Source organism: Ruegeria atlantica (genome assembly GCF_013032455.1).
GTDB classification, from domain to species: Bacteria; Pseudomonadota; Alphaproteobacteria; order Rhodobacterales; family Rhodobacteraceae; genus Ruegeria; species Ruegeria atlantica_B.
The window spans coordinates 231,226-244,031 of record NZ_WQCF01000002.1 but is presented as its reverse complement, the minus strand read 5'-3'; the positions used below and the strand labels follow the sequence as shown (position 1 = coordinate 244,031).

At 57.6% G+C, this 12,806-nt stretch carries 14 protein-coding genes; 4 read left to right on the top strand and 10 right to left on the bottom strand.

Going from position 1 to position 12,806, the window contains the following annotated elements; translation table 11 throughout:
* Positions 1–151 precede the first annotated feature (151 nt).
* Positions 152–616, bottom strand: a complete 465-nt coding sequence (locus tag GOW93_RS05195) for a PACE efflux transporter (RefSeq protein WP_170382060.1) — start codon at positions 614–616, stop codon at positions 152–154.
* Positions 617–930: 314 nt separating this feature from the next.
* Here GOW93_RS05195 and GOW93_RS05190 point away from each other — a divergent pair, with 314 nt between their 5' ends.
* Complete coding sequence (locus tag GOW93_RS05190) at positions 931–1,566, top strand: DUF1326 domain-containing protein (RefSeq protein ID WP_170382059.1); 636 nt, start codon at positions 931–933, stop codon at positions 1,564–1,566.
* A gap of 3 nt (positions 1,567–1,569) precedes the next feature.
* Here GOW93_RS05190 and GOW93_RS05185 read toward each other — a convergent pair whose 3' ends face one another.
* Together GOW93_RS05185 and pnp are read right to left on the bottom strand one after the other, a co-directional pair.
* Complete coding sequence (locus GOW93_RS05185) at positions 1,570–1,959, bottom strand: nuclear transport factor 2 family protein (protein ID WP_170382058.1); 390 nt, start codon at positions 1,957–1,959, stop codon at positions 1,570–1,572.
* Positions 1,960–2,051: 92 nt separating this feature from the next.
* Positions 2,052–4,202 (bottom strand): polyribonucleotide nucleotidyltransferase, encoded by a 2,151-nt coding sequence (gene pnp / locus GOW93_RS05180; RefSeq protein ID WP_170382057.1) that lies wholly within the window; start codon positions 4,200–4,202, stop codon positions 2,052–2,054.
* 283 nt (positions 4,203–4,485) lie between these two features.
* On the opposite strand from pnp, the gene GOW93_RS05175 reads away from it, so the two are divergent.
* Both GOW93_RS05175 and GOW93_RS05170 read left to right on the top strand, forming a co-directional pair.
* Complete coding sequence (locus tag GOW93_RS05175; protein WP_170382056.1) at positions 4,486–5,247, top strand: DUF3299 domain-containing protein; 762 nt, start codon at positions 4,486–4,488, stop codon at positions 5,245–5,247.
* Positions 5,248–5,444: 197 nt separating this feature from the next.
* Positions 5,445–7,046, top strand: a complete 1,602-nt coding sequence (locus GOW93_RS05170; protein ID WP_170382055.1) for a BCCT family transporter — start codon at positions 5,445–5,447, stop codon at positions 7,044–7,046.
* A 91-nt stretch (positions 7,047–7,137) separates the two neighbouring features.
* Here GOW93_RS05170 and GOW93_RS05165 read toward each other — a convergent pair whose 3' ends face one another.
* Positions 7,138–7,908 (bottom strand): nuclear transport factor 2 family protein, encoded by a 771-nt coding sequence (locus GOW93_RS05165; protein WP_170382054.1) that lies wholly within the window; start codon positions 7,906–7,908, stop codon positions 7,138–7,140.
* Between the two features lie 269 nt (positions 7,909–8,177).
* On the opposite strand from GOW93_RS05165, the gene GOW93_RS05160 reads away from it, so the two are divergent.
* Positions 8,178–8,468: a winged helix-turn-helix transcriptional regulator gene (locus tag GOW93_RS05160; RefSeq protein WP_254443470.1), complete on the top strand. Its 291-nt coding sequence runs from the start codon at positions 8,178–8,180 to the stop codon at positions 8,466–8,468.
* Between the two features lie 124 nt (positions 8,469–8,592).
* Here the strand turns inward: GOW93_RS05160 and rpsO are convergent, their stop codons facing one another.
* The 6 genes from rpsO to rbfA all read right to left on the bottom strand — a co-directional run bounded on the left by rpsO (position 8,593) and on the right by rbfA (position 12,746).
* Complete coding sequence (rpsO, locus tag GOW93_RS05155; protein WP_170382052.1) at positions 8,593–8,862, bottom strand: 30S ribosomal protein S15; 270 nt, start codon at positions 8,860–8,862, stop codon at positions 8,593–8,595.
* 143 nt (positions 8,863–9,005) lie between these two features.
* Complete coding sequence (locus GOW93_RS05150) at positions 9,006–10,031, bottom strand: calcium-binding protein (RefSeq protein ID WP_170382051.1); 1,026 nt, start codon at positions 10,029–10,031, stop codon at positions 9,006–9,008.
* A 94-nt stretch (positions 10,032–10,125) separates the two neighbouring features.
* Positions 10,126–10,629 carry a DUF1643 domain-containing protein gene (locus tag GOW93_RS05145; RefSeq protein WP_170382050.1) on the bottom strand — a complete coding sequence of 168 codons (504 nt, stop codon included), beginning with the start codon at positions 10,627–10,629 and terminating at the stop codon, positions 10,126–10,128.
* Between the two features lie 21 nt (positions 10,630–10,650).
* On the bottom strand, positions 10,651–11,556 hold the full coding sequence (gene truB, locus GOW93_RS05140; RefSeq protein WP_170382049.1) for a tRNA pseudouridine(55) synthase TruB: 906 nt from the start codon (positions 11,554–11,556) through the stop codon (positions 10,651–10,653).
* 54 nt (positions 11,557–11,610) lie between these two features.
* Positions 11,611–12,354: a phosphodiester glycosidase family protein gene (locus tag GOW93_RS05135; protein WP_170382048.1), complete on the bottom strand. Its 744-nt coding sequence runs from the start codon at positions 12,352–12,354 to the stop codon at positions 11,611–11,613.
* The gene (rbfA, locus tag GOW93_RS05130) at positions 12,351–12,746 is read right to left on the bottom strand and encodes a 30S ribosome-binding factor RbfA (protein ID WP_170382047.1); all 396 of its coding nucleotides are present in this window, start codon (positions 12,744–12,746) and stop codon (positions 12,351–12,353) included. Before rbfA ends, GOW93_RS05135 begins: the two co-directional genes overlap by 4 nt.
* Positions 12,747–12,806 lie beyond the last annotated feature (60 nt).

The window sequence follows — 12,806 nt, the reverse complement described above, 5'->3', positions numbered from 1 at the left end:
GTCAAGGGGGGCTGTCTGCCCCCCATCACGCCTGGCGGCGCGATTCCCCCCGAAGATATTTTTAGCCAGATGAAGCAGGCGGAACTCCGACTGTGCTGTTCCGAGAGTTGGAATGGCCCTAACGCGAGTACCTGGCTTGGACTTGGCGTTTTCAAGACATCAGAGAAATCGGTTCAACCACTGTGTCACAGGTTTTCCTGACCGGGCGGATTCGATCATACACGATATGAAAGAAATAGGTGTAGACTGAGTAGGTAATCGTCAGGCCGAGATTGACGAGCAGCGCGGTTTTCAAGGTATGGCCGCCGATCAGCATCAACAGCGGGCAGGTGATCAAAACGGCCGTAACCTCGTGCATAACTGCATGGACGAGGCGCAATTGATGCGGTCTTTCACAGGCCAGCCGACATGTGCAGTTTCGCTCAATCAGGTCGAACAAGGTGTTGAATATGGGAGACCAGATCAGCACCACGATAGAAAGCAGCGTAATCAGGGCAAAGCCATGAACCATCGACGCGCCAACCAGATAGGCGTAGGTCGGCGATACGATGGCGATGCCGATCACTTCGAAACTGCCAGTTTGGATGATACGCTCTTTGAAAGTCCTTAAAGTCATCTGGCGCCTTTTTAAAAAAGTGATCCGGATTGAATTCGGCTGTCGCTGGAAGGGATGGTGACTTCTGCTCTTATTGGCTTCCTTTGGGTAACCTGCCATGGCGTGTCTGACTTGACTGTGAACTGGCACACACCCGCGCCGGAGCAGCGGAATTCAACCTGTCTGGCCGAATGTATAGCGACTCAGGAGGTGGCAGCATCAGGTCGTCGGTTCGTGAAGCGACGGAAATGTGATAGGGTAGCGCAGGCAGACTCATCCGCAGGCATGCAACCAGGAACATCGGGCATTCAGACTGTGCATTACAGGAGATGACGATGGCATTTACAGATTGGTATGTTGAGGGCGATGCGTTTGGGAACTGCAATTGCGGTTATGCGTGTCCATGCCAGTTCGAGGAATTACCGACCCATGGCAATTGCCGGGGGTTTGAGGTGCTGGAGATTTCCAAGGGTCATTTCGGGGACATAGACCTTGCGGGGGCAAAGGCTGCGTTGATCTATGCCTGGCCCGGCCCGATTTTCGAAGGCGGCGGTGAAATGCAAGTGATCATTGATCCAAGCGCGTCGGATGCGCAGCGATCAGCACTCGAAAAGGTTTTTCAAGGCGAAGAAACCGAGGAAATGGCGACCCATTGGTTCGTCTTCCGCGCGATGTGCAAAACCCTTCACGAGACCTTGTACCTGCCAATTGATTTCGAGATGGATATGGAAGGACGCACGGCCAAGGTGGTGATTGGCGATGTGCTCAAGTCGACCGGTCGTCCGATTGAAGCACCGCATGGCGGTGGCCCGCATCGGGTTCGGATTGATATCCCCGGCGGGATCGAATTCACCCTGGCCGAGATCGGCAGCGCCTCGACCAAGGCGGATGCGGCGATTAAACTGGATTTGAACGACAGCTACGGCCAATGGCACGTCATGAAGCACGGGCCGTCTGGTATAGCGCACTGAGCGTTAGGCCTCGCCGAAATCCACCAGAACCGGAGCGGTATCATAGATGATCCGAACTGATTTGAATCGGCTTTTGTCCTTAGTCAGTTCGAACAGGTCGACGCATTCTATAGTTTCTGGATACCCGTCCCGGATGGTGCGCGTGTAGTTGAAATGTACAGCCATCTGCGGTGCGCCTGAGGTGTCGGCGAAGGTGTTCTTGTGAACCGTCGTCCTATCATGCGTAATCTTCATCACGTTGGCGTAAAAGTCCCGCGCAGGTTGCTTGCCCGAGATCGGGGATGTTGCCGTTGCATCTTCGGCAAACAGGTTCAGCATTTCGGACACATCGCCGCTTTCGATAGCCTGTAGATACTGTCGCGCCAATGCGTCCATATGATCTTTGTCCGACATCGCCATCCCTCCTGCTGCGGCTGTCGGCACTTTACCACAAAAAAGGCCCCGGTGGTTCCACCGAGGCCTTCGTCACTTGAGAGAGGAACAGATTACTCTGCGCTTTCCTCTTTCTTTTCTTTCTTCTCAGGAACGATCTCTTCGCCGGATTCCTGATCGACAACTTTCATCGACAGGCGGACCTTGCCGCGATCGTCAAAGCCCAGCAGCTTGACCTTCACTTCCTGACCTTCCTTCAGAACATCCGACGGATGGTTCAGGCGGCGGTTTTCGATCTGGGACACGTGCACCAGACCGTCGCGCTTGCCAAAGAAGTTCACGAAGGCACCGAAATCGACGATCTTGACCACTTTACCGGTGTAGATCTGACCTTCTTCCGGCTCGGCGACGATCGAGTGGATCATCTCATATGCCTTCTTGATCGATTCACCATCAGGCGAGGCGATCTTGATCACGCCGTCGTCGTTGATGTCGACCTTGGCACCCGAAACCTCAACGATCTCACGGATGACCTTACCGCCCGAGCCGATCACTTCGCGGATCTTGTCGGTGGGGATGTTCATGGTCTCGATGCGCGGCGCGTGGACCGAGAATTCGTTGGTCTCGGACAGCGCCTTGCCCATCTCGCCCAGAATGTGCATCCGGCCGTCCTTGGCTTGTGCCAGGGCTTTCTCCATGATCTCTGGCGTGATGCCCGCAACCTTGATGTCCATCTGCAGCGAGGTGATGCCGTTTTCGGTACCCGCAACTTTGAAGTCCATGTCGCCCAGGTGGTCTTCGTCACCCAGAATGTCCGACAGGATGGCATAATTGCCGTCATCTTCCAGGATCAGACCCATGGCCACACCGGCAACCGGTGCTTTCAGCGGAACGCCCGCATCCATCATCGACAGCGAGCCGCCGCAGACCGACGCCATCGAGCTGGAGCCGTTGGATTCGGTGATCTCGGACACGATACGGATCGTGTAGGGGAAGTCGGTTGCCGCAGGCAGAACCGCCTGCAGGGCGCGCCAAGCCAGCTTGCCGTGACCGATCTCACGACGACCGGGGCCACCTACGCGGCCAACTTCACCAACCGAATACGGAGGGAAGTTGTAGTGCAGCAGGAAGTTCGATTTGAAGTTGCCATGCAGTGCGTCGATGAACTGCTCATCGTCACCGGTGCCCAGCGTGGTCACGGCCAACGCCTGCGTTTCACCACGGGTGAACAGGGCAGAACCGTGCGTACGCGGCAGCAGCGAGGTTTCGGCTTCGATGCCACGGATGTCGGTGGTCGAGCGGCCATCGATGCGCTTGCCGCCCTTGACGACGTCACCGCGCAGGATGCCGGCCTCCAGCTTTTTCATCGCCGAACCCAGGTTCGCGTCTTCCAGCTGTTCTTCGGTCAGCGCTTCCTTGATCGCTTCACGCGCGGCGGCAACAGCGGCGGTGCGCTCTTGCTTGTCGGTGATCGCAAAGGCGGCGCGCATCTGCTCTTCACCAGCTGCGGCAACAGCGGCGTACAGTTCCGAGTAATCGGGGGCGACGAACTCAAACGGCTCTTTTGCGGTTTCTTCGGCCAGATCAATGATCAGGTCCAGAACCGGCTGGATTTGCTCGTGCGCGAAGTTCACGGCGCCCAGCATTTCAGCCTCGGACAGTTCGTAAGCTTCCGATTCCACCATCATCACGGCGTTCTTGGTGCCGGCAACAACGAGGTCCAGACGCTGTTCGGGGTTCAGGCGCAGGTCCTGCATGTCGTCCACAGTCGGGTTCAGGACGTATTCGCCATCCACGAAACCAACACGAGCACCGGCGATCGGGCCCATGAACGGCGCGCCGGAAATGGTCAGGGCAGCGGATGCCGCGATCATTGCAACGATGTCGGGGTCGTTGACCAGATCGTGGGACAGCACGGTGCACATCACCAGAACTTCGTTTTTGAAACCGTCAACGAACAGCGGGCGGATCGGACGGTCGATCAGACGCGCGGTCAGCGTCTCTTTCTCGGTCGGGCGCGCCTCGCGCTTGAAGAAGCCACCCGGAACTTTACCGGCGGCATAGTATTTCTCTTGGTAGTGCACGGTCAGCGGGAAAAAGTCCTGACCGGGCTTTTGTTGCTTGGCAAAGGTCACGTTGGCCATGACGCTGGTCTCGCCCAGCGTGGCAATCACGGTGCCGTCGGCCTGACGGGCAACCTTGCCAGTTTCCAGTGTCAGCGTCTCTTCGCCCCACTGCATCGATTTCTTCGTTACATCAAACATATGCGTATCCTAGAACGGAGCACTCCCGCCCCTGCGGGTCTCCGGTTTTGCATGGCGGCCCCATTGCCGCCGACCCCATTTATCTTCCGTTCGAGTGCCGGGGTCAGGGCACAACGTCTCAGATACTCGCGCGCATACATGAGATTGCACCTAAAGGAAAGCGAAACCGAACCGGGTGGGCGGGCTTGTGCTTTGTTGAGATTGTGATCCTCTCGGCATGGACGTTGGGCGCTGCGGGCCGTTAAGATGCGGGCGTATCGTGGGTTTCTGGCGGGAAAAGCGGATGAAGTCCTGGCTGAAGATTACATTGCTGACGTTGCTGGGCCTGACGGGTCCGGCTGCTGCTGCGCCCGGTTCGCCGCTGGATTGGGGCGCATTGCCAGACCCGGCAGTGCAGAATTACGACGATCCGTTTCGCGCGCTCTCCCCCGAGCAATTCGATGATCTGCTGTTTGCGATCCGTCTCCGCGGCCGATTGCATCAGGATGTTGGCAGTGCGGATGAGCGCCAGAAATGGCAGGAGCTTCTGATCGAAACTGAAGATGCTCTTGCAGCCGACCAGATTGATGTCGACTGGTTGTTATCCCAACGCGAGATCGTGATTGAGCGACGGGAAAGGGCCAATACCAGCGGAAATCCCAGCCTGAATGGTCAAACGGTGACCCTGACAGGTTTTGCCCTTCCCGCACCACCGGATGAGGATGGGCACTCGGTCGCCTACCTAGTGCCTCAGGCCGGTATGTGCAGTCACCTGCCACCCCCTGCTCCGAACCAGATGATCCGAGTAAAACTCCGCAACGGATGGACGCCCGCATATGCGCACGAGCCGGTGCGCCTTACCGGACAGCTTGTCATTGCACCCACGGATTATGAGATGAACGTGGTCGACGGTCTGATGTCGATGCGCGCTACGTTCCGAATGGATGCCGAGATTGTAGAGACGTTGGAAACAAGGGATGGGCAGACCTCATGGTCACCAACGCTCAAGGATCGGTTGCGCGCGGCAGACAGCCGTAAAACCGGCGGGGCGCACGTGTCGGATTGAGCAGTCTGCCTGCGCATTTTTGGGGCAGGCAAACTGAAATCCGACCGCGCTTTGCGAAATTTTTGATTACGGTGTAAGCTCTTATCACAAGACCCGCGGTCGAAATGACGGGAAACGCGCCAAGGGGAAACCGAATTTATCGCCGTCCACCGACCGAAGACCTTGGCGTTTGCAGCAGCAAACTGAGGGAAAGTCGAATGGCACAATCCAAGAAAATATTGGATCCGGATCCCCGGATCTATGATTTTGAGACCGAATACGAGCTGGGGCAAGACAATGTCCGGCCGTTCGGTCTGGACATACACAACCCGGTCTTTTTGATCTCGAGTATCCTGATCTTTGCGTTCGTTCTGATCGCATTGGCCAATCAAGAGGCCGCGGCCACGTTCTTTGGTTGGCTCAGGCCGTGGCTCACCAGTACATTCGATTGGTTCCTTGTTCTATCCGTCGATTTGATCACCCTGTTCTGTCTGGTGCTGATCGTTCTTCCGGTGGGAAAGGTGCGGATCGGCGGCAAGGATGCCAAGCCCGATTATTCCTATGCTGGCTGGATCGCGATGATGTTCGCGGCCGGTATCGGCATCGGGCTGCTGTTCTTTGGCGTAATGGAGCCGGTCTATTACAACTTTGCCGAGGACGGTAACGCCGTACCGCTAGGCATCGATATCGCGGTACCCGGCAATGAATATGCTGGTGTCGTTGGTACCATCCATCACTGGGGGCTTGAAGGCTGGGCGGTCTACGCCGCAGTTGGTTTGAGCCTTGCGATCTTCAGCTATAACCTTGGCTTGCCGCTAACCCTGCGATCGGCGTTCTACCCGATTCTGGGCGAGCGCGTCTGGGGTTGGTGGGGCCACATAATTGACACTCTGGCTGTGTTTGCAACCCTGTTTGGCCTGACGACCTCGCTAGGTCTGGGTGCACAGCAGGTTGCGGCCGGGCTGAATGAGGTGTTTGGCATCGCTCCCAGCCCGACAGTGGTTGTGTTGCTGATCATCGGCATCACCATGATCGCGCTGGGTTCGGTCCTGATGGGCATGGATGCGGGCGTCAAACGGCTGAGCGAGATCAACATGATCATGGCTGTGGGTCTGTTCATCTTCGTCATTGTCGTCACTGGCATCGGCACCGCCATCGCGCGGTATTTCAACGTGATGACGGACTACGTGCTGCACCTTCCGGCGCTGTCCAACCCGTTCGGGCGAGAAGATACCAGCTATTTCCACGGCTGGACGACGTTCTATTGGGCCTGGTGGATCGCTTGGTCGCCGTTCGTTGGTATGTTCATCGCTCGCATCTCCAAAGGCCGCACGGTGCGGGAATTCGTGATCTGCGCCCTGCTGGCACCGACGGCGGTCTGCGCCCTTTGGATGTCGACTTTCGGTGGTGCCGCCATCGACATGCTGAACGCTGGCGGAGCTGAAGGTGTACGTGCAACAGTGATAGACAGTTACGCCCCCGAAGGCGCTCTGTTCGGCTTCCTGAAAGAGCTGCCGCTCTACAGTATCGTGGCACCCATCGCGCTGGTCCTGATCGTGGTGTTCTTTGTCACCTCGTCGGATTCCGGCTCGCTAGTGATTGATACGATCACGGCTGGCGGCAAGATGGACGCCCCTGTGGTGCAGCGGGTGTTCTGGTGCACACTGGAAGGTCTGGTAGCCATCGCATTGCTGTTGGGCGGAGGCCTCTCGGCCCTGCAGGGTGCAGCGGTGTCGACCGGCATCCCCTTTACGCTGGTGGTTCTGATCATGTGCTATTGTCTGTGGCTGGCGCTGAAATCGGAAAAGGCGAAGATGTAGGCGTCACCAAGGAAAGCAAACGCCCGCCACTTGGCGGGCGTTTTTTCAGCCTGAGCTTGTGCATCGCGGTCTTTGGGTCGGCCTGTAGGTTCTAAAATTTGCCGTTGCCATGCGCCATTTCAGTGGGAATGGGCGAGACGACATCCCAATGCTCAACGATTTTCCCGTCTTCAACCCGCCACAGATCGAAGAACGCCCAGGGCTCGCCGCCCATGGTGGCATCGGTTGCCACAAACACGAAGTTACCCTCAGCAATTGCGAATTGCGGCTCGAACTTGGTGATAACCATACCCTGCGCGGCAAAGGCCTCGATCGCGGCCATCAGGCCCGTCAACCCGTCGTCGATCGAGGGGTTGTGCTGCATGTAAACCTCGGGGTCCATGTAAGTTGTGACGTTCTCGGGCGCAGCGCCTCCCAATACGTCGCGTACGAAGCCCAGGACCAATTCCTTGTTCTCCTGCGTCTTATCGAGGTCAGTGATCTCGGTCGGCCCATCTGTCATGCCGCGTCCCGACGCTGTTGTTTCGGGGATGGGCTGCAGATTGTCCCAATGTTCAACAACCTTTCCGCCTTCCACGCGGAAAATGTCAAAAGCCGCAAGCGAGGACGCGCCGAACGCGTCGGCATTGTCATAAGTGTTGTGCAGCACGACCATGTCACCTTCGACGATCACGCGATGGGTTGTCGCGGTCATGCCGGATTGCGCGACCAGAGGGATCAATCCCAACAACCCGTCTGCCCCGGTCGGGACCTGAGGGTTGTGTTGGACATAGTCAGGCGTCACCAGCTGGCGTGCGGCGTCAGGGTCGTGTTCGATGAAGGCGGCCGAGAACAGCGCAAGGACAAGCTCTTTCGGGGTCATGGGTAAGTTCCTAATGATTCGAGTTGTGGCAATAGTAAGTATTAAATACGCACCACATATCAATTACGCACTTTAAAGTCACATGGTTACTTCAAGAATACTACTATAAAAAACATAGGGTTGAATTGTAATCCAATGGTATTATGATCGCTGCAGGTATCAAAATCGCACCAGAGGCTCACATGCTCCCCATCGGCGTCAACAGCAAAGCCGAAGCGTCAAACTGTTCGATACGTTCGGTTCTCTCCAACGTGACCGGAAAATGGCGCATGATCATTATTCTTGCGCTGGAAGACGAACCGAAGCGTTTTGGAGAACTGAAGCGCTGTATCGGTGACGTAACACAGCGGGTGCTGACGGAAAACCTGCGCGGGCTGCAGCGCGATGGTTACCTGACGCGGACGGTCGACCCCGGCCCGCCTGTTGCGGTGTCCTATGCGCTAACGCCTTTGGGTCGCAGCCTGTTGGAGCTGCTCAAGCCGCTTGTCTACTGGTCTCATGAGCAAATGGATGAAGTGAAATCAGCGCGCATGGAATACGAGCGTGCGCATACGGACTGAGGTCATCTGCGTCCGCATATCGGCCTGTCAAACACATCAGTTCCGCCACCGAGCAACAAAAACGCCCGCCAATTTGGCGGGCGTAAAACCGAAAAACCGGTTTCAGATCTCGTCCAAAAAGCGCTTAACGGCGGATGCCCAGCTTTTTGATCAGGTCCTGATAGCGTGCTTCTTCCTTGCCCTTCAGGTAGTCCAGCAGCTTACGGCGCTGGGCGACCATCTTCAGCAGACCGCGACGACCGTGGTTGTCTTTCTTGTGGGTCTTGAAGTGCTCGGTCAGGGTGTTGATGCGCGAGGTCAGGATGGCAACCTGTACTTCAGGCGAGCCGGTGTCGCCCTCTTTGGTGCCGAATTCTTTCATGACTCGTGCTTTTTCAGCGGCAGTAATCGACATCGGGGTCTCCTTCAAAGGTTAGAGTTGATGGCGCAGGCCGGGATGTCGTCCAGCACAGGCCCATGGAGAAAACCGCACCGATTCCGATGCGGATGGGCGCGTATAAGCGCATTTTGAGTAAATGGCAAAGGGATTCTACCGGATCAGCCCAAAGCGCTTAGTCGGGCCAGTTCTACTTCGGTAATCAGCTGTATATCGTCTGCGGTCAACCCCTCGGCGCCCAGCAATCGCGCCACGTCAAGCCCGTTGATCTGAACATGGGTCAGATTTTCATTGGTGGCGTCTTGGTCAATCTGGATGTCGGGGTCTTCGGGGCCGTCCCAAGTGATGAAAAGTTTGTCCTGACCGGGCTGAAAATCCATAACGGTGATGGGTTCATCTTCAGGTTCGGGAGCGATGATAATGTCATCCGCATCGTTACCGCCGGTGACGATATCGCCACTGTCGGCCAGAATCGTATCATCTCCGGCGCCGCCATTCAGGAAGTCGGGGGCTTGCTCGCCGTCGCCATCCTGGCCATTCAGAATATCGTCGCCCTCACCTCCGAACAGAACATCCTCACCTGTGCCACCATTCAGCGCGTCATCGCCAAACCCACCATGCAGGGCGTCGTCACCCGCACCCCCTGCCAGAATATCATCATCCTGCCCGCCATAGAGCGTATCCTCGCCCTCACCCCCATCCATCTGATCCGCGCCGAAATGGCCGTATAGCGCGTCGTCGCCCTTACCCCCCAGCAGCAGATCATCACCATGTTCCCCGTGCAGGGTATCGTTGCCTTCACCACCCGCGATTGTATCCGCGCCCTTGCCCCCATGCAGGACATCATGACCCGCGCCGCCGTCTATGGCGTCATCCGCGCCGTAACCGTTGATCTGATCGTTTCTGTCCTGACCAGTCAGGACATCGTTTTGATCCGTTCCAGTAATGACAAGATCGCCTTCGAATTCGGACAGAATGGTGCCGGTCGAAGGTTCCTTAGGTTCAGTGGTATCTTCCGGCGCGCTCTGGTCTTCGTCGATCTCCAGAAACTCGCCCTCAGAGATTTCATCCGGCTGATCTTCGATGTTGTCTTCATCCTTGGAATCGTCCTCGGGGATGAATGCGTCGCTGATCGCGTAGGCGGCACCGCCGACAGCGGCCAGACTCAGGACACCGATCAGAAACATGGGAACCCTCCGTCAACGCGCTGCTCCGAGGGTAAATGTCTTATACATTTAACCGTTTGGTCAAAGCCAAGCTGATCACGTGGTTAACCCTTTGTTACCACGGTTCGGGTTGTTGGGTATAAGCGATATACAGCGGATGCTTTGGATGCCCGGCCTTGGTCAGGCCCAGATGGAACAGAGGTTGTCCGGTGCCGCGCAGCAGTGTTTCAACCGCCGGACCGCGCTCCAAGTGTGCGCCATGGGTTCCCCATGCGGCGATGACCTGATCGGCCCATTGAACCCCGCCCAGAATGGCCGTGTCATTCTCCGGCCCCACCGGATCAGTGGCGGCGCGCATTTTGCGCGGGTCGGTGTCGCGCCAGGCAAAGATATTGGTCACCTGAAATGCCCCGAAACCCAAGGCCCGCGCGCGGCGTTCGCAGCGTTCGACGGTGGGATCGTTCTGCACCTCGGTCGCGGTTGAGGGGTTCAGCATCACAAACAACGCTTTGCGCCCGGACGAATCCCAGACGCGGGTTAGGCTATAGCGATAGTTTTCGCAGTCGGAATAGATAGCGGTCGAGGGCGCGTCGCCCTTGGTGTGCGTTCGGGTGATCATGCCCTTCGCCTAACACGGCTATCAGGTGACGAACACCCGGCTTGGGTGCAATTCGCCAGATTTGTAGATACCCACGGCCACCGCCTTGCCATCCAGCGAAGCCCAAGCTTCGTCGCCGTATTCTACGTCTGAAGCCAGCACCATGCCCGGATTACCGTTGCGCAGGCGGGTGGCACCTTCGGGCGTGCATTTCAGTTCAGGCAGGTCGGCGAGGCCGGTTTCCAGCGGGTGCAGGTAGTCGTCCAGCGCGGTGGACTTGGCCATCTCGTCGATTTGTTCAATGCTGAGGCCGTCTTCGACCTCAAACGGGCCGGACCAGATACGGCGGAGTTCCTTCACATGGCCGTGGCATCCCAGCGCAGCACCCAGATCGCGCGCGATGGAACGGACATAACCGCCTTTGCCGCAGGTCATTTCCAGCACGACGTGGTCGTCATCGGGGCGGTCAATTAGGATCAGTTCCTCGACCCACAAGGGACGGGCGGACAGCTCCACATCCTCGCCATCGCGGGCCAGTTTATAGGCGCGCTGCCCGTCGATCTTGACGGCCGAAAACTTGGGCGGCACCTGCATAATATCACCCAGAAACGGCGCCAGCGCCTGTTTGATATCGTCATCCGAGGGGCGTGCATCGCTTTCCGCGGTTACTTCGCCCTCGGCATCGTCGGTGTTGGTGGCCTGCCCCAGACGTACGGTGAAGGTATAAGCTTTCAACGCATCGGTGATATAGGGAACGGTCTTGGTTGCCTCACCCAAAGCCACGGCCAGAACACCGGTTGCCTCGGGGTCCAGCGTGCCCGCGTGGCCCGCTTTCTTGGCATCCATCGCCCAACGCACCTTGTTGACCACGGCGGTCGAGGTCATGCCTGCAGGCTTGTCCACCACCAGCCAACCGGAAATGTCGCGGCCCTTGCGTTTGCGTCCCATATCTCACCTGAATTCTTGCTAAGGCGCGCGAGTTAGCGGATCGTCTCAGCGCTGTCAATTTCTGGGCGCGTCTTCGACCACACCCACGATCGGTCCTAGCGAGAACCCGATATCCGACCGGTTGCTGGCACGCTCATACATTCGCGAGATATTGCCATCAAAGAACAGCGCATTCGGGGTCTTCAGCACGTCGCGAAACAGGCTGCCGAATTCGTGGAAGGTGACGTAATCGTCCGAGATTGCAAACACCGCACGTGTTCCGTCGTCGCTGGTGCCCACCCCATTGCGCACGTAGAGCGAGGTCGAATCGGGTAAAAAGCGCGGGTGCAGCTCTCCGTCGATGACCAGCATCGGACCGGATTGCGTGGCAAAGCGGCATTCGGGGGTCTGATCGACATATTCCAGAGTTTCGAACACATCTGCGCGCCCTTCACGGATGCAGAACACTCCGTTGGGCAACAGGCCGAAATTGCCGGGGCCAGCGTTGGGGATCACGCGCATATGCTCCTGACCTTCTTCGACATAATGGCCGACCGGTGAGCGATCGTCGTGGTACATGCCCGCATTCATCGCAAAGGCGAGGCGCTTTCCATCGGGTTCAAGCACCTCATTCACTGACGAAAAGTGACCCAGCAGGTTGCCTTCCTCATCATTGAGAAACAGCCGCAACTGCTCATTGGCGGCATCCACTTCGCAGATAGTATACCGTTTGCTCTCATGAGTTATCTTTTCGCAGGTCACCGCCCCGGCCTGCGCGGCCCACAGGACCGCGCCCAGCGTGGCAAGTGCTCGGATCACTCGTCCAGATCGCGGCGCACCGCGTCCTGGCTGAACATGCGGCGGGTGTCGTCGAGACGGTCAAACGTGTCATCCAGTCGGAACCGCAGATCGGGCGAGAATTTTAGCCCAACTTTCTTGCCGACCATGCGCCGCAGCTCTCCCTTGTTGCGGGCGAGCAGTTCGATCACGTCCTCCTGCCCCTTACCGCCCAAAGGCAGCACATAGGCAGTTGCGATCTTCAAATCGGGCGAGGTGCGCACCTCGCCCACGGTGATCGACATGCGGTTCAGGTCGGGGTCGTGGACATCTCCGCGTGCCAGAACCTCAGACAGGGTGCGGCGGATCAGTTCGCCGACGCGCAGCTGTCGTTGGGACGGGCCGGGGCCATCGTGGAATTTGTTCTTTGCCATATCCCCGATCTAAGCCCAAATCCGGCCTTTGCCAAGCGGGCGCGAACGGGGTAGGAGGCT